Raw genomic sequence first — 21,279 nt, 5'->3', positions numbered from 1 at the left:
TTAACCTTTCAGCTGAGCCAAGGCGCGGTAATCCGCGCCCAGCGTTGCCTGTAAAATCTCTTTCGGATAATCGTCGGTAACGACTGCTTCGCCCATGCGGCGCAACAACACCAGGCGCAAACGTCCGTCGATTACTTTCTTGTCAATTGCCATATGTTCGAGAAAATCGGCCTCGGTCATCTCCTCGGGAGGAATGACCGGCAACCCGGCGCGCTGGAACAGGGCGATGCCGCGATCACGCTCTGCTGTGGTAATCCAGCCGAGGCGCGCCGACATGTCCAGCGCCATTACCGTGCCAGCAGCGACCGCTTCACCGTGTAGCCAGACACCATAGCCCATGTGAGTTTCGATGGCGTGCCCGAAGGTGTGGCCCAGGTTCAGCGTGGCCCGCACCCCGGACTCACGCTCGTCGGCACCGACCACCGCCGCCTTGGCCGCGCAGGAGCGCTCGATGGCGTAGGTCAGGGCATCCTGGTCCAGCGCCCGCAGGCGATCGACGTTCTCTTCGAGCCAGGTCAGGAAAGGCTCATCGCAGATCAGCCCGTATTTGATTACTTCGGCCAGCCCGGCGGAGAGTTCGCGGGCCGGCAGCGTGTTGAGGGTCGCGGTATCGATCAGCACCACGTTGGGCTGATAGAAGGCGCCGACCATGTTCTTGCCCAGCGGATGGTTGATACCGGTCTTGCCGCCAACCGAAGAGTCGACTTGCGACAACAGGGTGGTCGGGACCTGGATGAAATCGACGCCACGCTGGTAACAGGCTGCGGCGAAGCCGGCCATGTCGCCAATCACCCCGCCGCCGAGGGCAATCACGGTGGTGCGGCGGTCATGACGCGCGGTCAGCAGGCCATCGAAGATGCGTTGCAGGGTTTCCCAGGTCTTGTAGGCTTCGCCGTCGGGCAATACCACGGAAATCACCGAGAATGCCGCAAGACTGCGGGTCAGACGCTCCAGATACAGCGGCGCAACCGTCTCGTTGGAGATGATTGCCACTTGCCGCCCATTGATATGCGGCGCCAGCAACTCGGGCTGATCCAGCAACCCTGCACCAATATGAATCGGGTAGCTACGCTCGCCCAGATCGACCTTAAGTGTCTGCATGTGTCCCCACAGAAAAGTTGGAATCAGGCGTCCCGCCTGGCGTTATCGACGGGTAACGTCTGCCTGTATGACGCTGCCCGCTGCGCCTGCGCCACACTCGTGGCCATCATGACGCGACGCCGAGGATAGCGCATTTCGCCCAGCGCATTAACGGGGAGGCAGTTGCTGCAAGCGCTCCAGGATATCCAGCACCACCATTCGCGGCGGCCGCTCATCGGTTTCCACCACCAGATCGGCAATTTCCCGATAAAGCGGGTCGCGCAGGGTCAGCAAGTCGCGCAGGGTTTTCGCCGGGTCGGCGGTGCGCAGCAACGGACGATTGCGATCACGCGCCGTGCGCCCGACCTGCTGCTCGACCGAAGCATGCAAATACACCACCCGTCCGCCGGCGTGCAGCGCGCGCCGGTTGGCTTCACGCATCACGGCGCCGCCACCGGTCGCCAGCACCACGCCATCGAGCCCACAGAGCTCGGCGATCATCGCCTGCTCGCGGTCACGAAAGCCGGGCTCGCCTTCCTTGTCGAAGATCCACGGGATATTGGCGCCGGTGCGCAGTTCAATTTCCTTATCGGAATCCTTGAACGGCAGACGCAGCTCTTTGGCCAGCAAGCGACCGATGGTGCTTTTACCAGCACCCATCGGCCCAACAAGAATCAAATTTCGCACAGAATCAATGACTCACAGCAATCGCCTGGTTATTCATGATACGCGGAGTGAGAAATACCAGTAGCTCGGATTTTTTCTCCGACACCACGTCACGCCGGAAAAGGCGGCCAAGATACGGCACATCACCGAGAAATGGCACCTTATCTACCACCTTGCTTTGAGTATTTGAGAAAACCCCACCAATAACGATGGTTTCCCCATCGATCACCAGCACCTTGGCGTTGACTTCATTTTTCCTGATGGGCGGCACTTCCTGCACCTTGTTCAGGTAATCGGGCTCGTCCTTGGTCACCTTGACCAGCATGATGATGCGATTGTCCGGAGTGATCTGTGGCGTCACCTCCAACGACAGCGAAGCCTCCTTGAAGGACACCGAAGTCGCGCCATTGGCCCCAGCCTGCTGATAGGGAATCTCGGTGCCCTTGAGGATTTTCGCGATTTCCTTGTCGGACGTGAGCACCTTGGGCTGCGAGATGATTTCGCCGTTGCCGGTTTTTTCCATGGCTGTCAGCTCCAGATCCAGCAGCAGGTTGTCGCTGATGTAACCGACACCAATGCCCGAAGTAGCACCTATCACGCCCATGTCGACGAACGGCGCACTGCCGGCATCGCCCGGGCCACCGACTCCCGAGGCGCTCCAATTGCCCCTGCCGAACGCGCCACCCCAGCGCACGCCCAGGCTTTTGTCGTAATCGACATTCACCTCGACGATACGCGCCTCGATCATCACCTGGCGCACCGGGATATCCAGTTGCGTGACGATTTGCCGTAACTCGTCCAGACGCTCCTGGGGCTGATAGGCAATCAGTTGATTGGTGCGCTCATCCACGGTCAGCGACCCCCGTTCGACAGGCTTGCCGTTGGTGACCGACTGAAACAGCTGGGCGATGTCCGCCGCCCGGGCGTAATTGACCTGCAGTAGCTCTCGGCGCAGCGGTGCCAGCTCGGCGATACGCTGTTGCGACTCAAGCTCCTGGCGTTCGCGGTTGGCAATGTCCTCCGCGGGAGCGACCAACAGCACATTGCCGACCTGGCGCTTGTCCAGCCCCCTGGTCTTGAGCACCAGATCCAGCGCCTGATCCCAGGGCACGTCCTGCAGGCGCAGGGTGATACGCCCCTGTACCGCATCACTGGCCACCAGGTTGAGCTGAGTGAAGTCCGCGATGAGTTGCAGCACCGAGCGCACCTCGATGTCCTGGAAATTCAGCGAAAGCCTGTCGCCACGGTATTCAGACTGATTGATGGTTTCCGGCACCGAGTGACTGGCCGCCTGCACCAAAGACGACAGCAATGCGATCCCCAGCGTGAGACCGGGGAGAGAGAAAATCCTTTTCATGATCCAACTTCCACTATGAGCGCAGATTCAAGGAGAGGGTTCGCAACTGCTCGCGCCAGGCGTCTTCGCCGTCGGCGACGATTTCCAGCAGTTCGACCCGGGTTTCGTTGATGGACACGATGCGACCGTCGCTGCGCCCCAGGTAGTCCCCCACCTGCAATCGGTGGACGCCGCCTGCCCCGCGCAGCAGCGCAGACGTGCCCGAGGCATTGGCCATGCTGCCGACCATCACGAACTGCTCGATGTCGAAGCCTTCGAGGTACTGCTTGTCTCGCTGCGAGTCTGGCCTGACGCCTCGTCGCCCCGCTTCCTCAGTCGAGCGCTCAACCCTGGGCGAAGGCGAAAACGGGCTGCGCAATGAGGTGGCGACATAGGCAAACGGTGGATCCGGCTCGAAGGGCGGGACTGGTGCGATATGGGCGGGCGGTTGTTGGCGCACCTCATCCATAAAGGCCTGAAGATCGACGAACGTATCGCTCCCGCTGCAGCCACCGAGCCCGACGAGCGCACCCATGGACATCGCCCTCACCAGCGCCCTCAAGGCTGCTGCCCTTCGTGGTAGCGATAGGTTTGGGCCAGCAGGCTCATGCGCAGCACAGATCCACCCGCCTGGTTGACCGGCGCCAGGCTGAGGTCATGCAGCGTGACAATCCTTGGCAGCGCCGACACTGCACTGACGAACGCCGCCAGGCCATGGTAGGTGCCGAGCACGGTGATCTGGATCGGCAGCTCGAGGTAGAACGACCCACTGACCTCGGGTAGCAGCTTGATTTCCTCGAACACCAGGCCGCTGCCCAGGCCCGTACGACTGATGTCTTCCAGTAACCCGGGCACCTCGGCATCCCTGGGCAACAACCGCAACAACTCATCGAGCGCGCGCTGCATACCCTGCATCTGTTCGCGGTAGAGCGTTAGATGGGCCGCTTGACCGGCCTTGTCAGCGAATTGCTGCTTGAGCTCTGACTCAGCGGCGCGCAAGTGTTCCAACTGCCCCAGCCGTTCACGCAAATGCAGGCCGTACCCCATCACCAGCACCGCCACCAGTAGAATTGCGCAGAGCAAACCCTTCGCCAGACTCGGCCACTGAGCCATGTCGTGAATGTCCAGACGCCTGAAATCAATCTTGCAGGCATTGAGCAAGGTACTCATGGCCTGCCCTCCGCTGGCAGCCTGTCGCCGTGACGAACGGTCAGGCGGAACAGGCTGGTCGAGTCTTCTGGACGACCGCCACCGGCGGCCTTCACGTCAGTCAGGCTCGGGGCGGCGAACACTTCGTCGGCGGCGAGATTGCGCAGCAGTTCGGAAACCCGGTGGTTGGACGCGGCGACGCCACTGATGGACAGCGTTCGGTCACGCCATTGCAGGTCGGTGAAATACACATCCTCCGGCATCGCCCGGGCCAGTTGCTCGAAGACTCTCGGCCTGACCGGACGCTGCCCCTGCAAGCCCTGGATGATGTGCATCCGCTCGCTCAATTGCTCGCGCCGGACTTGCAGATCGTTGATCTGCTGAATCCGCTCATCGAGTGCAACGGTCTGTTTGCCGAGAAAAACATTGCGGCTGGATTGCCGCTCGATGAGGCGGTCGATGTAGCGATCACCCAGGATCACCAGCCCAACCGCCAGCAAAACCGTGGCGCCCAACACCAGCAGAAATCGCCGGCGGCGCACCTCGCGCCGGGCCTCACGCCACGGCAATAAATTGATCCGGGCCATCAGTCGAAACTCCTCAGCGCCAGGCCGCAAGCGATCATCAAGACGGACGCATCGCCAGCCAGCGCCGCCGCGTCGACCTGCCGGGCCAGGCTCATGTCGACAAAGGGGTTGGCCAACCGTGTCGGGATGCCCAGGTATTGTTCGAGCATCGGCTCCAGGCCGTTGATCAAGGCGCCCACTCCCGCCAGCAGCGCATGTTCGATTGCGGGATGCTGCCCCGTATCGGCATACAACTGCAGCGAGCGGGAAACCTGCTGCACCAAAACCTCACAAAAAGGCTGGCCAGGGACGCTTGGCACCCATTCATCCAGCGCGACCATTGGCGCACCCTGGACGTAGCACGGCTGAAGATCGGTGGGCAGTTGTTGAGGGGCGAACAGATGCTCGCGGCTGTAGACGATCAGGCCATCGCGCAGCACATTCAGGGTGATAACGCTGGCACCGACATCAATCACCGCCACGCAGCACCGATGCAGATCCGGCAGCAAGGCGACGGCCCGCTGCCAGGCATGGGCCTCGACATCCACGACTGCAGGCACCAACCCAGCCAGGTCGAGCACCGCCTCCAGCCGCTCGACACTTTCCCGGCGGCAGGCCGCCAACAGCACACTGACGTGCCGAGGATTTCCAGGAGCCGCACCCAGCACCTGAAAATCGAGAGCCATGTCATCCAGGGGATAGGGAATGTATTGATCAGCGTCGACTCGTAGCCGGGTCTCCAGCTCATCGACCGACAAATCCGCCGGCATTTCCAGGGTCTTGGTAATGACCGCCGATCCGGAAACTGCCACGGCAGCCTGCCGGGAACGGGCACGGGCCTTGACCAACAATCGCGCCACAGCGTGCCCGACGGCTTCGGGCTCGAGGATAGCGTTCTCGACCACTGCATTCGCCGGCAAAGGCTCTATTGCGTAGGCCTCGACCTGATACCGGGGGCCTGAACGAGCCAGCTCGACCAGCTTGACCGCGGATGCGCCGATATCGATACCCAATAACATTCGGTGTTTTTTGCTGAAGACTCCCGGCATTGGCAATTCCCTATGACTTTCCGTGAGTTACGAACTCTTGATGGTGACTGGCGTCCAATGCCAGCGCCTCGACACAGCGGCCAACTGCGCTGCCTGCGGAAAAATGCTTATAATGCCCAGCGTTTTTCTCCGCTTTCTTCAAGCGCAGGTCGAACCTTGTTTACCCTGAATGCCCTGACGCCTAATTCATTCTTTGCCCTGGATATCCAAAAGCCTTGATTCGTCTGCTGAAATTTTTCGGGTGGTCCATCGTCGCCATTTTCTGCGGACTGCTTCTGGGTCTGAGCGGGGCGTTTCTCTACCTTAGTCCGGGTCTGCCGTCGGTGGAGGCGCTCAGAAGTATCCAGTTGCAGATTCCGTTGCGGGTCTACAGCAGCGACGACAAGTTGATCGCAGAATTTGGCGAAATGCGCCGAAATCCGATCCGTTTCGCCGACATTCCGCCCAATTTCATCAATGCGTTACTAAGTGCTGAAGACGACAACTTCCTCAATCACTATGGCGTCGATCCGAGCAGCCTGATGCGTGCTGCGACCCAACTGGTCAAGAGCGGACACATCCAGTCCGGCGGCAGCACCATCACCATGCAGGTGGCGAAGAACTTCTTCCTGACCAGCGAGCGCAGCTTTTCGCGCAAGACCACCGAGATTCTGCTGGCCCTGCAAATCGAACGGCAGCTGAGCAAGGACGAGATCCTCGAGCTGTACGTGAACAAGATCTACCTGGGTAACCGCGCCTATGGCATCGAGGCGGCGGCGCAGGTGTACTACGGCAAATCGATCCGCGACGTCAGCCTGGCGCAGATGGCGATGATCGCCGGCCTGCCCAAGGCTCCTTCGCGCTTCAACCCGCTGGCCAACCCGGCGCGCAGCAAAGAGCGTCGCGACTGGATCCTGGGCCGCATGTACAAACTCGGGAAAATCGACGAAGCGGCGTATCAGGCGGCGATCAACGAACCGCTGAATGCCAGCTACCACGTGCCAACCCCGGAAGTGAACGCACCGTACATTGCCGAAATGGCCCGCGCCGAGATGGTCGGCCGCTACGGCGCCGATGCCTACACCGAAGGTTTCCGCGTCACCACCACGGTGCCGAGCAACCTGCAGGAAATGGCCAACACCGCCGTCCACGAAGGCCTGATCACCTACGACCAACGGCACGGCTACCGCGGCCCGGAATCGCGCCTGCCCGGCAAGACCCCGGATGCCTGGGCCACAGAACTGACCAAGCAACGGACCATCAGCGGCCTTGAGCCGGCCATTGTCAGCGAAGTCGACAAGAACGGCCTGCAGGTCCTGACCCGCAGCGGAACCGAGCACGTGGCCTGGGACAGCATGAAGTGGGCACGCCCCTTCCTGAACACCAACAGCATGGGCCCGAACCCACGCCAGCCGTCGGATGTGGCGCAGGTCGGCGACCTGATCCGGGTACAGCGCCAGGCCGACAACAGCCTGAAGTTCAAACAGATTCCGGCGGCCCAAGGCGCCCTGGTGTCGCTGGACCCGCAAAACGGCGCCATTCGCGCCCTGGTCGGCGGCTTCGCCTTCGAGCAAAGCAACTACAACCGGGCCATGCAGGCCAAGCGCCAACCGGGCTCCAGCTTCAAACCGTTCGTCTATAGCGCGGCCCTGGACAGCGGCTACACCGCCTCGACCCTGGTCAATGACGCGCCGATCGTGTTTGTCGACGAGTACCTGGACAAGGTCTGGCGCCCGAAGAACGACACCAACACCTTCCTCGGCCCGATCCGTCTGCGCGAAGCGCTGTACAAGTCGCGCAACCTGGTGTCGATCCGCCTGCTGCAGGCCATGGGCGTCGGCAAGACCATCGACTACATCAGCCGCTTCGGTTTCAACAAGCAGGATCTGCCGCCCAACCTGTCACTGGCGCTGGGCACCGCGACCCTGACGCCGATGGAGATCGCCACCGGCTGGAGCACCTTCGCCAACGGCGGCTACAAGATCAGCCCGTACATCATCGACAAGATCGAAAGCCGCAATGGCGACACGCTGTTCGTCGCCAACCCGCCAAGCGTGCCCAAGGGCGATACCGCCACCAGCGGCATCGCAGCACCCACTGGCGAGACGTTCACCATCAACCCGACGCCTGGTGAAGCACCGGCCACAACCGCGACCACCGAGCAAGCACCTGCGGTGGCCGAGCGCATCGTCGATGCCCGCACCACCTACATTCTCAATAGCATGCTGCAGGACGTGATCAAGCTTGGTACCGGGCGCCGCGCCCTGGCGCTGGGTCGTACCGACCTCGCCGGCAAGACCGGGACCACCAACGAATCCAAGGACGCCTGGTTCTCGGGCTACAACGGCGATTACGTGACCACGGTCTGGACCGGCTTCGACCAGCCGGAAAGCCTCGGCCGACGCGAGTTCGGCGGCACCGTCGCGCTGCCGATCTGGATGAGCTACATGGGCGCCGCCCTCAAGGACAAGCCGCCTCACACCCAGCCGGAACCCGAGGGCATCCTCAGCCTGCGCGTCGATCCGATCAGCGGCCGTGCAGCCTCCCCAGGCACTCCAGGCGCCTACTTCGAACTGTTCAAGGCCGAAGACACGCCACCCAACGGTAGCGAACTGGGCAACGGCACGGCACCAGGCAGCCCGCTGCCGGCGGATGAAGTGGCGCCGATCGATCTGTTCTGATCTGGCCCTGCCAAAAAGCCCCGCCTCCTGTAGGAGCGGGCTTGCCCGCGAAAGCGCCGGCACAGCCCCCCCACAAAACCTCAGCCATAAAAAAACCCCGACTCGCGAGAGCCGGGGTTTTCTGTTGAAGCGCTACAACGACTTAGCCGTTGAACACATCATCCACGCTTTTCAGCGGGTAGTTCTTCGGATACGGCAGGGTCGCTACGCCGGTCTCGATCGCAGCCTTGGCCACGGCATCGGAGATCACGGTGATCAGGCGGGCATCCATTGGCTTCGGAATGATGTACTCACGACCGAATTCCAGCTTGATACCGCCGTAGGCGTCGCACACTTCCTGAGGCACTGGCAGCTTGGCCAGTTCACGCAGGGCGTTGGCCGCAGCCACTTTCATTTCTTCGTTGATGCGCTTGGCGCGAACGTCCAGGGCACCACGGAAGATGAATGGGAAGCCCAGTACGTTGTTCACCTGGTTCGGGTAGTCCGAACGACCAGTGGCCATGATCACGTCATCACGGGTGGCGTGCGCCAGCTCAGGGGAGATTTCCGGATCCGGGTTCGAGCAGGCGAACACGATCGGGTTGGCTGCCATGGACTTCAGGCCTTCAGCGCTCAGCAGGTTCGGACCGGACAGGCCGACGAACACGTCAGCGCCTTCCAGTGCGTCTGCCAGCGAACGCTTGTCGGTCGCGTGAGCGAAGACTGCCTTGTACTGGTTCAGGTCGTCACGGCCGGAGTGGATCACACCGGTACGGTCAACCATGTAGATGTTCTCGATGTTCGCGCCCATGCTCACCAGCAATTTCATGCAGGAGATAGCGGCAGCGCCAGCGCCCAGGCAGACGATCTTGGCTTCTGGCAGGGTCTTGCCAGCGATTTCCAGGGCATTGATCATGCCGGCCGCGGTAACGATCGCGGTGCCGTGCTGGTCATCGTGGAACACTGGAATGTCGCACTGCTCGATCAGAGCACGTTCGATCTCAAAGCACTCAGGCGCCTTGATGTCTTCCAGGTTGATGCCACCGAAGGTGATGGAGATGCGCTTTACCGTGTCGATAAAGGCTTGCGGGCTTTCGGAGTCGACTTCGATGTCGAATACGTCGATGCCGGCGAAACGCTTGAACAGTACACCCTTGCCTTCCATGACCGGCTTGGACGCCAGTGGGCCGAGGTTACCCAGGCCAAGAATCGCGGTGCCATCGGAAATCACTGCAACCAGGTTGCCCTTACCGGTGTACTTGTAGGCCAGCTCAGGATCGCGAGCAATTTCGCGCACTGGTTCGGCTACGCCGGGGCTGTAGGCCAGCGACAGGTCGCGGGCGGTAGCGGTGGCCTTGGTGAGCTCGACACTCAGCTTACCTGGACGAGGTTGAGCATGATATTCGAGAGCGGCAGTTTTCAGATCAGACATAGGGGCATTCCGCTTTTTACTGTTGGACAGACTGGTCAGCGAGGATACGCGCCTCGCAAAGTCCCCACAAGACTGACCGGTCACCCCTGTCAAGCGCCCAGCCCTACGACTTTCGCCCAAGAGCCACGGAACACAAGGCCTACAAGTGTTCACAATCAACATAAAAAATGTCTACAATTTTTTATCGCGCGCTTGCGTTCGAGCGACCCGCACGAAACGGACATCCTCTCCAGCCCTGCAGCAGTGTTCAATCCAGCGGGCTGCAGCAGATTGGGTGCAACCGGCAATACAACCGGACCCTTGAACCTGCGCCAAATTACCTCGCGATTGCCGCAGGCAAGGCCCGGGCACAACAAATCGCAGGCACAAAAAAAGCGTCCACAAGGGACGCTTTTTTCATCACCCGGGAAAAGCCACGAAGGTTTTCCCGGTAGATCGGCCTTAGGCCTTTTTCGCACCGAACGCACCGAAGCGGTCTGCGAAGCGCTGTACACGGCCGCCGGTGTCCAGAGTCTTCTGCTTACCGGTGTAGAACGGGTGGCACTCGTTGCAAACGTCGATTGGCAGAGCTTTGCCGAAAGTCGAACGAGTTTCAAACTTGTTGCCACAGCTGCAGGTCACAGCGATGACTGGGTATTCTGGATGGATATCAGCTTTCATGGTGTTTTCCTCAGCTAGCGTGCCGCCACTCAACACCATTGTTGAATACCGCACGTAATTAGGCCGCGGATTCTACCAGACCTTGACGATCACGCAAGCTGTCCCTCAAACCGGTCGTCTGCTAGGCTCCGCCCCCTATGGGTGCGACCGAACCCTTGTGGGAGCGGGCTTGCCCGCGAAAGCCGTGTACCAGTCAGTCGATATGTCGCCTGACACAACGCTATCGCGAGCAGGCTCGCTCCTACAGGGGGCGCGCCATCTTCCTATGCCCGTTAACGAGATTCTCCCGCGTGCCCGACGCCATTCTGCGCCTCGCCCTGCCCTCGCCCCTGCGCCGCCTGTTCGATTACCGGGCCCCGGCCGGTATCAAGCGCGCGCAGCTGCAGCCGGGCATGCGCCTGCGAGTGCCGTTCGGGCGCCGGGAAATGATCGGGATCCTGGTGGAGATCAGCGACCACAGCGAAGTGCCCGCCGACAAGCTCAAGCCGGCACTGGCCCTGCTGGACGCCACGCCACCGCTGCCGGCTTCATTGTTCAAGCTGTGCCTGTGGACCGCCCAGTATTACCAGCACAGCCTCGGTGACACCCTGAACTGGGCCTTGCCGGTCCTGCTGCGCCAGGGCGAACTGGCCGAAGCCCGCCAGGAACGCTTCTGGTCCGCGGCGCCGGGCGCCAGGCTCGATGACCCACGGATTGCCCGCGCTCCGCGTCAGCGCGAAGCCCTCGCGACCCTGGCCCAGCACCCCCATGGCGTCGCCCATGCGCTGTTGAGCAAGCTGATGCTGAGCAAGGACAGCCTCGACCTGCTGCTGGCCAAGGAGCTGGTGCAGGTCGAAATCCGCAAGCATGCCCCGGGCGGACGCCACGAACACTGGCTGGCCCAACCGGAACTGCCGCTCAATGGCGAACAACGCGCCGCCTATGAAGCGATCAGCGCCGGGATGGACAGCTTTCACGCGTTCCTGCTGGCGGGGGTCACCGGCAGCGGCAAGACCGAAGTCTATCTGCAACTGATCCGCGCGACCCTGGAGGCCGGCAAGCAGGCGCTGGTGCTGATCCCGGAAATCAACCTCGGGCCGCAGACCCTGGCGCGCTTCGAGCAACGCTTCAATGCACGAATCGCCCTGCTGCACTCGGCGGTCAACGACCGTGAACGCCTGGATGCCTGGCTCGCCGCCCGCGATGGCGAGGCCGACATTATTATCGGCACCCGTTCGGCACTGTTCACACCGATGAAGAACCCCGGGCTGATCATCATCGACGAAGAGCACGACGGCTCCTATAAACAGCAGGAAGGCCTGCGCTACCACGCCCGCGACCTGGCACTGGTGCGCGCACGCCAGGAAAACATCCCGATTGTCCTCGGCTCCGCGACACCCTCCCTGGAAAGTCTGCACAACGCCTACACCGGACGTTACGGCCTGCTGCGCCTGAATGAACGTGCCGGCGGCGCCAAGCAACCGCGCTTCCTGCGCCTGGACGTCAAAAGTCGCCCGCTCGACAGCGGTATTTCAGGGCCGATGCAACAGGCCATCGGCCAGACCCTCGCGGCCGGCCAGCAAGTCCTGGTGTTCCTCAATCGCCGCGGATTCGCCCCGACCCTGCTGTGCCACGATTGCGGCTGGATGTCCGAATGCCAGCGCTGCGACGCGCGCATGACCGTGCATCAGCGCTCGGGCGAACTGCGTTGCCATCACTGCGGTTACGTCGAGCGCGTCCCGCGGCATTGCCCCAAGTGCGGCAAAGTCGACCTGCGGCCGGTCGGCGCCGGCACCGAACGCGCCGAGGAACGCCTGGGCATTCTGTTCCCGGATTACCCGGTACTGCGGGTCGATCGCGACAGCACCTCACGCAAGGATGCGATGAACCAGCTGTTCGCCACCATCCACAAAGGCCAGCCGTGCATCCTGGTGGGCACGCAAATGCTCGCCAAGGGCCACCACTTTCCGCGCGTCACCCTGGTGTCGATCCTCGATGCCGATGGCGGCCTGTTCTCCGGTGACTTCCGCGCCAGCGAACGCATGGCGCAATTGATCGTGCAGGTTGCCGGCCGTGCCGGGCGTGCCGAAGAGCCGGGCAAAGTGATTATCCAGACCCATCTCGCCGACCACCCGCTGCTGGTGCAACTGACCGAACAGGGCTACTTCGCGTTCGCCGAGCAAGCCCTGAGCGAGCGTCGCGCCGCCGGCCTGCCGCCCTTCGCCCACCTGGCCCTGCTGCGCGCCGAGGCGCACAAGCCAGGGCAGGCCGAGGGTTTCCTCGACGAAGCCTGCAGCGAGGCGGAACGCTTGCTCGCCGAGCAGAACCTCGGTGGCATCGATCTGCTCGGGCCGGTGCCGGCGCCCATGGAACGCCGCGCCGGGCGCTACCGCGCACAACTGCTGGTGCAAGCCAACGCTCGCGCACCGCTGCATCGACTGCTCAATGCCTGGATGCTGGTACTCGAGCAAATGCCCAGCGGGCGGGCGGTACGCTGGTCGCTGGATGTCGATCCGGTGGATTTGTATTGACCGGCGTCACGCTCGCCAGTCAAGGCAGGCAATTGTCACCACACATCTATAACCGGCCTGCTAAGGTTGGCAAGCCTGCCCCGGCAACGGATAATGCCAAGTTTTTCCACCCGCGCATTGACGCGCCGCCGCTATGCGGTTGAAAGAGAAGCCCATGAAAGACACCATTCGCCAGTTGATCCAGCAAGCCCTCACCCAACTCGTTACCGACGGTGTGTTGCCTGAAGGCCTGACGCCGGCGATTCAGGTGGAGAACGCCCGCGACAAGACCCACGGCGACTTCGCCAGCAACATCGCCATGATGCTGGCCAAGCCGGCCGGCATGAAGCCGCGCGACCTGGCGGAGAAAATCATCGCCGCGTTGCCCGCCGACGAAAACGTCAGCAAGGCCGAAATCGCCGGCCCGGGCTTTCTCAATTTCTTCCAGAACACCCAGGCCCTGGCAGCGCGCCTGGATGCCGCCCTGGCCGACGCCCACGTCGGTGTACGCAAGGCCGGCCCAGTGCAGCGCACCGTGGTCGACCTGTCGGCGCCGAACCTGGCCAAGGAAATGCACGTCGGCCACTTGCGCTCGACCATCATCGGCGACGGCGTGGCGCGGGTCCTCGAGTTCCTTGGCGACACCGTGATCCGGCAGAACCACGTCGGCGACTGGGGCACCCAGTTCGGCATGCTGATGGCCTACCTGCAAGAGAACCCGATCACCAGCGACGAGCTGTCGGACCTCGAGAACTTCTACCGCGCCGCCAAGCAGCGTTTCGACGAGTCCGCCGAGTTCGCCGACCGCGCTCGCGGCCTGGTGGTCAAGCTGCAGGCCGGCGATGCCGAGTGCCTGGCGCTGTGGACCAAGTTCAAGGACATCTCGCTGTCGCACTGCCAGAAAATCTACGAGCAGTTGAACGTCAAGCTGACCATGGCCGACGTGATGGGCGAAAGCGCCTACAACGACGACCTGATCAACGTGGTCAACGACCTCAAGGCCAAGGGCATGCTGGTCGAGAGCAATGGCGCACAATGCGTGTTCCTCGATGAATTCAAGAACGCCGACGGCGAGCCGCTGCCGGTGATCATCGTCAAGGCTGACGGCGGCTACCTGTACGCCACCACCGACCTGGCGGCCGTGCGCTACCGCAGCGGCGTGCTCAAGGCCGACCGCGCCCTGTATTTCGTCGACCAGCGCCAGGCCCTGCACTTCCAGCAAGTGTTCGCCGTGGCTCGCAAGGCCGGCTTCGTGACCCATCCGATGGAAATGGAGCACATGGGCTTTGGCACCATGAACGGCGCCGATGGCCGTCCGTTCAAGACCCGTGATGGCGGTACCGTCAAGCTGATCGACCTGCTCAACGAAGCCAAGGAACGCGCCTACAGCCTGGTCAAGGACAAGAACCCGGAACTGGCCGAAGCCGACCTGCGCAACATCGCCAAGGTGGTGGGCATTGGCGCGGTGAAGTACGCCGACCTGTCCAAGCACCGCACCAGCGACTACAGCTTCAACTTCGACCTGATGCTCAACTTCGAAGGCAACACCGCGCCGTACCTGCTGTACGCCTACACCCGCGTGGCCGGCGTATTCCGCAAGCTGGGCAAGGATTTCAGCGAAATCGACGGGCAGATCGTCCTCGAAGCCGCCCACGAGCAGGAACTGGCTGCCAAGCTGGCGCAATTCGCCGAAGTGCTGAACAACGTCGCCGAGAAAGGCACGCCGCACATTCTGTGCGCCTACCTGTATGACGTTGCCGGCCTGTTCTCGAGCTTCTACGAGAACTGCCCGATCCTCGCTGCCGAAACCCCGGCGCAGATGCAGAGCCGCTTGCGCCTCGCCGCACTGACCGGTCGCACTCTCAAGCAAGGCCTGGAGCTGTTGGGCCTGGAAACCCTGGAGCGTATGTAAGTTGGCTGCCAAGAAAAAACCTGCACCCAAGCGTGGCGCCAGCCGTTACCAAGCTCCAGCAAAACAGCCGATTCCGGGCTGGCTATGGATGGCCATCGGCCTCACCGTGGGCGCGTTCATCGTGTTCCTGATGAAGCTGGAGCCCGGCAAGGGCGACGACGTCAAGCGGGTCAAGCAGGAAGAGCAGAAAGCCACGCGCATGGCCGAGGCCAACAAGACCCCGCCGAGCCCGCAGCAACCGGTGAAACCGAAGTACGACTTCTACACCTTGCTGCCGGAATCGGAAGTCATCGTGCCGCCGGACGCCGTGCCCGAGAAAACCCTGCCGACCCCGCAGACCGCCCCCGTGGCGCCTGTGACACCGGCAGAAGCGGCGAAAATCGACACTGCCCGCGCCCAGGCCGCCCTCAGCGGCCTGACGCCTCCACCGGCGCCTCCAGTGGCGAAAGCCGCGCCGGTGACCAAGTTCTTCCTGCAGGCCGGCTCGTTCCGCAAGGAGGCCGATGCCGACAAGGTTCGGGCGCAGATCATCCTGCTCGGCCAATCGGTTTCGGTGGAGTCGGGCACGGTCAAGGATGAAACCTGGTACCGGGTGCTGGTTGGACCGTTCAGCAATCGTGAACAACTGACGACGGCGCAGAAGCAACTGGCCGGCAGTGGTTTCAGCAATCTGTTGTTACAACAACGCCAGAGCCGCTGATTGGCGGCTTCCTCAGGGTTTTACATCCCTGTGGGAGCTGGCTTGCCAGCGATGAAGTCTGCGCGGTGTGGCTGATAGCCTCATCGCGAGCAGACGGATCGCCGCCCGGCTGCTCCTACAGGGGGGCGAGGGTGTTTGACCGCCCGTCCTGCGCCACGTCCTACAGTTGAAAAACGCCACACCACCCCCATATGAGTCTGCATAAGGCATTTTCGCCCCGCTGCGTGGAGACTCTTCCCTTGACCACCATCGTTTCAGTTCGCCGCCACGGCAAAGTCGTCATGGGCGGCGACGGCCAGGTTTCCCTGGGCAATACCGTGATGAAAGGCAACGCGAAAAAAGTTCGTCGCCTGTACCACGGCCAGGTCATCGCCGGTTTCGCTGGCGCCACCGCCGACGCCTTTACCCTCTTTGAACGCTTCGAAGGCCAGCTGGAAAAACACCAGGGCCATCTGGTGCGTGCCGCCGTCGAACTGGCCAAGGAATGGCGCACCGACCGCTCCCTGAGCCGCCTCGAAGCGATGCTCGCGGTCGCCAACAAAGACGCCTCACTGATCATCACCGGCAACGGCGATGTGGTTGAGCCCGAGGATGGCCTGATCGCCATGGGCTCCGGTGGCGCCTACGCCCAGGCCGCCGCCAGCGCCCTGCTGAAAAAAACCGATCTGTCGGCCCGTGAAATCGTCGAGACCGCCCTGGGCATCGCCGGCGACATTTGCGTGTTCACCAACCACACCCAGACCATTGAGGAGCAGGACTGCGCCGAGTAAGCCCGTGCGCCCTGCGCCACGGCTGCTGCTTGCTTGAGGTCCGCCAATTATTATGTCCATGACTCCCCGTGAAATCGTCCACGAACTCAATCGCCACATCATCGGCCAGGACGACGCCAAGCGCGCCGTCGCCATCGCCCTGCGCAACCGCTGGCGCCGGATGCAACTGCCCGAAGAACTGCGTGTAGAAGTCACCCCGAAAAACATCCTGATGATCGGCCCGACCGGTGTCGGTAAAACCGAAATCGCCCGTCGCCTGGCCAAGCTCGCCAACGCGCCGTTCATCAAGGTCGAAGCGACCAAGTTCACCGAAGTCGGCTATGTCGGCCGTGACGTCGAGTCGATCATCCGCGACCTCGCCGACGCCGCGATCAAGTTGCTGCGCGAACAGGAAATGACCAAGGTTCGCCATCGCGCCGAAGACGCCGCCGAAGAGCGCATCCTCGACGCGCTGCTGCCGCCGGCGCGCATGGGTTTCAACAACGACGAAGCGCCGACCCAGGACTCCAACACCCGCCAGCTGTTCCGCAAGCGCCTGCGTGAAGGTCAGTTGGACGACAAGGAGATTGAAATCGAAGTCGCCGAAATGGCCGGCGTCGACATCTCCGCGCCGCCGGGCATGGAAGAAATGACCAACCAGCTGCAGAGCCTGTTCGCCAACATGGGCAAGGGCAAGAAGAAGGCCCGCAAGCTCAAGGTCAAGGAAGCGCTGAAGCTGGTACGTGACGAAGAAGCCAGCCGCCTGGTCAACGATGAAGAGTTGAAGGCCAAGGCCCTGGAAGCGGTCGAGCAGCACGGCATCGTGTTCATCGATGAAATCGACAAGGTTGCCAAGCGCGGCAATGCCGGTGGCGTCGACGTGTCCCGCGAAGGCGTGCAGCGCGACCTGCTGCCGCTGATCGAAGGCTGCACGGTCAACACCAAGCTGGGCATGGTCAAGACCGACCATATCCTGTTCATCGCTTCCGGCGCGTTCCACCTGAGCAAGCCGAGCGACCTGGTGCCAGAGCTGCAAGGCCGCCTGCCGATTCGTGTCGAACTGAAGGCGCTGTCGCCGGAAGATTTCGAGCGCATCCTCAGCGAGCCACACGCCTCCCTGACCGAGCAATACGCTGCCCTGCTGAAAACCGAAGGCCTGGGTATCGAGTTCCAGCCAGACGGCATCAAACGCCTGGCCGAGATCGCCTGGCAGGTCAACGAGAAGACCGAGAATATCGGTGCCCGTCGCCTGCACACCCTGCTTGAGCGCCTGCTCGAAGAGGTGTCGTTCAGCGCCGGCGACCTGGCCAGCGCCCACAGCGACCAGCCGATCCGCATCGACGCCGACTACGTCAACAGCCACCTGGGCGAATTGGCGCAGAACGAAGATCTGTCCCGTTATATCCTGTAAGCCAAACAAGAACCTATGTAGGAGCGAGCTTGCTCGCGAAGGCGGCATCACATTCAACAACTACCTTGAATGTGGCGGCCTCTTCGCGAGCAAGCTCGCTCCTACAGGGTTCCATCCTCAGCGGAACTTTGGCCATGATCCCCACCGACATCAAACTGCACAAAGCCTCGAAAACCCTGTCGCTGAAATACGCGTCCGGCGAGGCGTATCAACTGCCCGCAGAATTCCTGCGCGTGCACTCCCCCTCCGCCGAGGTCCAGGGCCACGGCAAACCTATCCTGCAATTTGGCAAGATCGGCGTCGGCCTGAGCAAGGTCGAACCGGCCGGCCAGTACGCACTGAAATTGACCTTCGATGACGGCCACGACAGCGGCCTGTTCACCTGGGACTATCTGTACCAATTGGCGCGTCGTCAGGACGAGCTCTGGGCCGACTACCTGGACGAGCTCAAGGCCGCCGGAAAATCCCGCGACCCCAGCGAGTCCGTCGTCAAGCTGATGCTCTAGTCCGGGCCTCTCGCTCTTTAGAGCGCATTTTCTAATTTCATCTGCTTGAATGCTCCCCCCGTGAGCCATTGATTGGCCTGCTTGCGAAAAAAATTAAACTCGGGTAACCAATGGAGCTGGCAAGTTCTGTGCAGCGCTCCCTGAACTGAAAACTCAGCGATGTGCAATTAACGGTCACCCGAGCGCGCACCTGGCAAGAGCTGTGTGACTCCACAGCCGGACTCAGGTACTCGACTCGGGACAATGGAGCGTCGTAGATGAGTAACAAGAATAACGATGACCTGAAAAGCCAAGCCTCGGAAAACACTCTTGGGCTCAATCCTGTCATCGGCTTGCGCCGAAAAGATCTGCTTGGTTCTGCTCGCATGGTGCTGACACAGGCCATCAAACAACCCATCCATAGCGTCAAGCACGTTGCCCACTTCGGCCTTGAGCTGAAGAACGTGATGTTCGGCAAGTCCGACCTGCAACCGGAAGGCGATGACCGACGCTTCAACGACCCGGCATGGAGCCAGAACCCGCTCTACAAACGCTACCTGCAAACCTACCTGGCCTGGCGCAAGGAGCTGCACGACTGGATCGGCGACAGCAACCTGTCCGAGCAGGACATCAGCCGCGGTCACTTCGTGATCAACCTGATGACCGAAGCCATGGCCCCGACCAACAGCGCGGCCAACCCCGCAGCGGTCAAACGCTTCTTCGAAACCGGCGGCAAGAGCCTGCTCGACGGCCTCTCGCACCTGGCCAAGGACCTGGTCCATAACGGCGGCATGCCGAGCCAGGTCAACATGGGCGCCTTCGAAGTCGGCAAGAGCCTGGGCACCACCGAAGGTGCGGTAGTGTTTCGCAACGACGTGCTGGAACTCATCCAGTACCGCCCCATCACCGAACAGGTCTACGAGCGTCCGCTGCTGGTGGTGCCGCCGCAGATCAACAAGTTCTACGTATTCGACCTCAGCCCGGAAAAAAGCCTGGCGCGCTTCTGCCTGCGCAGCAACGTGCAGACCTTCATCGTCAGTTGGCGCAACCCGACCAAGGCGCAGCGAGAGTGGGGCCTGTCGACCTACATCGAGGCGCTCAAGGAGGCAGTCGATGTGGTCAGTGCCATCACCGGCAGCAAGGACGTCAACATGCTCGGCGCCTGCTCCGGCGGCATCACCTGCACCGCCCTGCTGGGCCACTACGCCGCACTCGGCGAGAAGAAGGTCAACTCGTTGACCCTGCTGGTCAGCGTGCTCGACACCACCCTGGACTCCCAGGTGGCCCTGTTCGTCGACGAGCAGACCCTCGAAAGCGCCAAGCGCCACTCCTATCAGGCCGGCGTTCTGGAAGGCAAAGACATGGCCAAGGTCTTCGCCTGGATGCGCCCCAACGACCTGATCTGGAACTACTGGGTCAACAACTACCTGCTGGGCAACGAGCCGCCGGTCTTCGACATCCTGTTCTGGAACAACGACACCACCCGCTTGCCGGCGGCGTTCCACGGCGACCTGATCGAAATGTTCAAGAGCAACCCATTGATCCGCCCGAATGCACTGGAAGTGTGCGGCACGCCGATCGACCTCAAGCAGGTCACCGCCGATGTCTACGCCCTGGCCGGCACCAGCGACCACATCACGCCGTGGAAGTCCTGCTACAAGTCGTCCCAGCTGTTTGGCGGCAAGGTCGAGTTCGTGCTGTCCAGCAGCGGTCATATCCAGAGCATCCTGAACCCGCCGGGCAATCCGAAGTCGCGCTACATGACCAACTCGGAATCAGCCGCGAGCGCCGATGAATGGCAGGAAAACTCGACCAAACACACCGACTCCTGGTGGCTGCACTGGCAGGCCTGGCAGGCCGAACGTGCGGGCAAGCTGAAAAAGGCTCCGGCCGTCCTCGGCAACAAGACCTTCACTGCGGGTGAAGCCGCACCGGGGACGTACGTACACGAACGCTAGCGACAAGCTTCCAGCTGCAAGCCAGACGCTTGCAGCTGGAATCTGCTCGACCCCAACTGCAGGTTCCGAATCATGCCGCAACCGTTCATCTTTCGTACCGTCGACCTGGATGGCCAGACCATCCGCACCGCGGTACGCCCGGGCAAGTCACACTTGACCCCCTTGCTGATTTTCAACGGCATCGGCGCCAACCTGGAGCTGGTGTTTCCGTTCGTCCAGGCGCTGGACCCGGACCTCGAAGTGATTGCCTTCGACGTGCCCGGTGTCGGCGGTTCCTCGACACCTCGACGGCCCTACCGCTTTCCCGGCCTGGCGAAATTGACCGCGCGCATGCTCGACTACCTCGACTACGGCCAGGTCAATGCGATTGGTGTGTCCTGGGGTGGCGCCCTGGCGCAACAGTTCGCCCATGACTATCCCGAACGCTGCAAAAAGCTGGTGCTGGCGGCAACGGCAGCCGGTGCAGTGATGGTGCCGGGCAAGCCGAAGGTGCTGTGGATGATGGCAAGCCCGCGACGCTACATCCAGCCGTCCCACGTGATTCGCATCGCACCGATGATCTATGGCGGCTCGTTCCGCCGCGACCCGAACCTGGCAGCGGACCACGCGAGCAAGGTTCGCTCGGCCGGCAAGCTCGGCTACTACTGGCAACTGTTCGCAGGCCTGGGCTGGACCAGCATTCACTGGCTGCACAAGATCCGCCAACCCACCCTGGTGCTGGCCGGTGACGACGACCCGCTGATCCCGCTGGTCAATATGCGCATGCTCGCCTGGCGTATTCCCAATGCCCAGCTACACATAATCGACGACGGTCATTTATTCCTGATCACCCGGGCCGAGGCCGTCGCCCCCATCATCATGAAATTCCTCCAGGAAGAACGCCAGCGCGCGGTCATGCACCCGCATCCGGCGCCCTATGGCGGTACATGAGGCACGGCGTGTCTCGACAAGGCAGTCGAGGCGCCGCGCAGGCCTGCCGCGCAACATGCGCGCGTGCA

17 protein-coding genes and 1 pseudogene are annotated in these 21,279 nt (G+C 62.0%); 9 read left to right on the top strand and 9 right to left on the bottom strand.

Going from position 1 to position 21,279, the window contains the following annotated elements:
* From aroB to pilM, 7 genes and pseudogenes are all read right to left on the bottom strand, one after another.
* Window positions 1-1,101, bottom strand: coding sequence for a 3-dehydroquinate synthase (gene aroB, locus ACZYR5_RS08875; protein WP_489089276.1), 1,101 nt, complete (start codon window positions 1,099-1,101; stop codon window positions 1-3).
* A 147-nt stretch (window positions 1,102-1,248) separates the two neighbouring features.
* Window positions 1,249-1,767, bottom strand: a complete 519-nt coding sequence (gene aroK, locus ACZYR5_RS08870) for a shikimate kinase AroK (protein ID WP_489089275.1) — start codon at window positions 1,765-1,767, stop codon at window positions 1,249-1,251.
* 4 nt (window positions 1,768-1,771) lie between these two features.
* Window positions 1,772-2,995: pseudogene (locus ACZYR5_RS08865) on the bottom strand (type IV pilus secretin PilQ); the annotation flags it as partial.
* Window positions 2,996-3,116: 121 nt separating this feature from the next.
* The gene (locus ACZYR5_RS08860) at window positions 3,117-3,617 is read right to left on the bottom strand and encodes a pilus assembly protein PilP (protein ID WP_489089274.1); all 501 of its coding nucleotides are present in this window, start codon (window positions 3,615-3,617) and stop codon (window positions 3,117-3,119) included.
* Between the two features lie 23 nt (window positions 3,618-3,640).
* Window positions 3,641-4,252, bottom strand: coding sequence for a type IV pilus inner membrane component PilO (locus ACZYR5_RS08855; protein ID WP_489089273.1), 612 nt, complete (start codon window positions 4,250-4,252; stop codon window positions 3,641-3,643).
* Window positions 4,249-4,818 carry a PilN domain-containing protein gene (locus tag ACZYR5_RS08850; protein WP_489089272.1) on the bottom strand — a complete coding sequence of 190 codons (570 nt, stop codon included), beginning with the start codon at window positions 4,816-4,818 and terminating at the stop codon, window positions 4,249-4,251. Before ACZYR5_RS08850 ends, ACZYR5_RS08855 begins: the two co-directional genes overlap by 4 nt.
* The gene (pilM, locus tag ACZYR5_RS08845; protein WP_489089271.1) at window positions 4,818-5,846 is read right to left on the bottom strand and encodes a type IV pilus assembly protein PilM; all 1,029 of its coding nucleotides are present in this window, start codon (window positions 5,844-5,846) and stop codon (window positions 4,818-4,820) included. Before pilM ends, ACZYR5_RS08850 begins: the two co-directional genes overlap by 1 nt.
* A gap of 218 nt (window positions 5,847-6,064) precedes the next feature.
* Here pilM and ACZYR5_RS08840 point away from each other — a divergent pair, with 218 nt between their 5' ends.
* On the top strand, window positions 6,065-8,506 hold the full coding sequence (locus ACZYR5_RS08840; protein WP_489089526.1) for a penicillin-binding protein 1A: 2,442 nt from the start codon (window positions 6,065-6,067) through the stop codon (window positions 8,504-8,506).
* Window positions 8,507-8,648: 142 nt separating this feature from the next.
* Here the strand turns inward: ACZYR5_RS08840 and ACZYR5_RS08835 are convergent, their stop codons facing one another.
* On the bottom strand, window positions 8,649-9,917 hold the full coding sequence (locus ACZYR5_RS08835) for a malic enzyme-like NAD(P)-binding protein (RefSeq protein WP_489089270.1): 1,269 nt from the start codon (window positions 9,915-9,917) through the stop codon (window positions 8,649-8,651).
* A 441-nt stretch (window positions 9,918-10,358) separates the two neighbouring features.
* Window positions 10,359-10,577: a 50S ribosomal protein L31 gene (gene rpmE, locus ACZYR5_RS08830; protein ID WP_027617421.1), complete on the bottom strand. Its 219-nt coding sequence runs from the start codon at window positions 10,575-10,577 to the stop codon at window positions 10,359-10,361.
* A gap of 290 nt (window positions 10,578-10,867) precedes the next feature.
* Between rpmE and ACZYR5_RS08825 the strand changes: the two genes are divergently transcribed.
* The 8 genes from ACZYR5_RS08825 (at window position 10,868) to phaZ (ending at window position 21,211) form a co-directional block, all read left to right on the top strand.
* Window positions 10,868-13,087, top strand: coding sequence for a primosomal protein N' (locus ACZYR5_RS08825; protein WP_489089269.1), 2,220 nt, complete (start codon window positions 10,868-10,870; stop codon window positions 13,085-13,087).
* 154 nt (window positions 13,088-13,241) lie between these two features.
* Window positions 13,242-14,978 carry an arginine--tRNA ligase gene (argS, locus tag ACZYR5_RS08820; RefSeq protein WP_489089268.1) on the top strand — a complete coding sequence of 579 codons (1,737 nt, stop codon included), beginning with the start codon at window positions 13,242-13,244 and terminating at the stop codon, window positions 14,976-14,978.
* Between the two features lies 1 nt (window position 14,979).
* Window positions 14,980-15,678: an SPOR domain-containing protein gene (locus tag ACZYR5_RS08815; protein WP_027617418.1), complete on the top strand. Its 699-nt coding sequence runs from the start codon at window positions 14,980-14,982 to the stop codon at window positions 15,676-15,678.
* 239 nt (window positions 15,679-15,917) lie between these two features.
* On the top strand, window positions 15,918-16,448 hold the full coding sequence (gene hslV / locus ACZYR5_RS08810) for an ATP-dependent protease subunit HslV (protein WP_007975582.1): 531 nt from the start codon (window positions 15,918-15,920) through the stop codon (window positions 16,446-16,448).
* A gap of 52 nt (window positions 16,449-16,500) precedes the next feature.
* Window positions 16,501-17,838 carry an ATP-dependent protease ATPase subunit HslU gene (hslU, locus tag ACZYR5_RS08805; RefSeq protein ID WP_489089267.1) on the top strand — a complete coding sequence of 446 codons (1,338 nt, stop codon included), beginning with the start codon at window positions 16,501-16,503 and terminating at the stop codon, window positions 17,836-17,838.
* A 134-nt stretch (window positions 17,839-17,972) separates the two neighbouring features.
* On the top strand, window positions 17,973-18,344 hold the full coding sequence (locus ACZYR5_RS08800; protein WP_489089266.1) for a gamma-butyrobetaine hydroxylase family protein: 372 nt from the start codon (window positions 17,973-17,975) through the stop codon (window positions 18,342-18,344).
* 257 nt (window positions 18,345-18,601) lie between these two features.
* Window positions 18,602-20,281, top strand: a complete 1,680-nt coding sequence (phaC, locus tag ACZYR5_RS08795; protein ID WP_489089265.1) for a class II poly(R)-hydroxyalkanoic acid synthase — start codon at window positions 18,602-18,604, stop codon at window positions 20,279-20,281.
* 72 nt (window positions 20,282-20,353) lie between these two features.
* Window positions 20,354-21,211, top strand: coding sequence for a poly(3-hydroxyalkanoate) depolymerase (phaZ, locus tag ACZYR5_RS08790; RefSeq protein ID WP_027617414.1), 858 nt, complete (start codon window positions 20,354-20,356; stop codon window positions 21,209-21,211).
* Window positions 21,212-21,279 lie beyond the last annotated feature (68 nt).

The sequence above is a fragment of the Pseudomonas sp. F007 genome, assembly GCF_057814275.1.
This window is presented reverse-complemented; position numbering and strand designations above follow the sequence as displayed.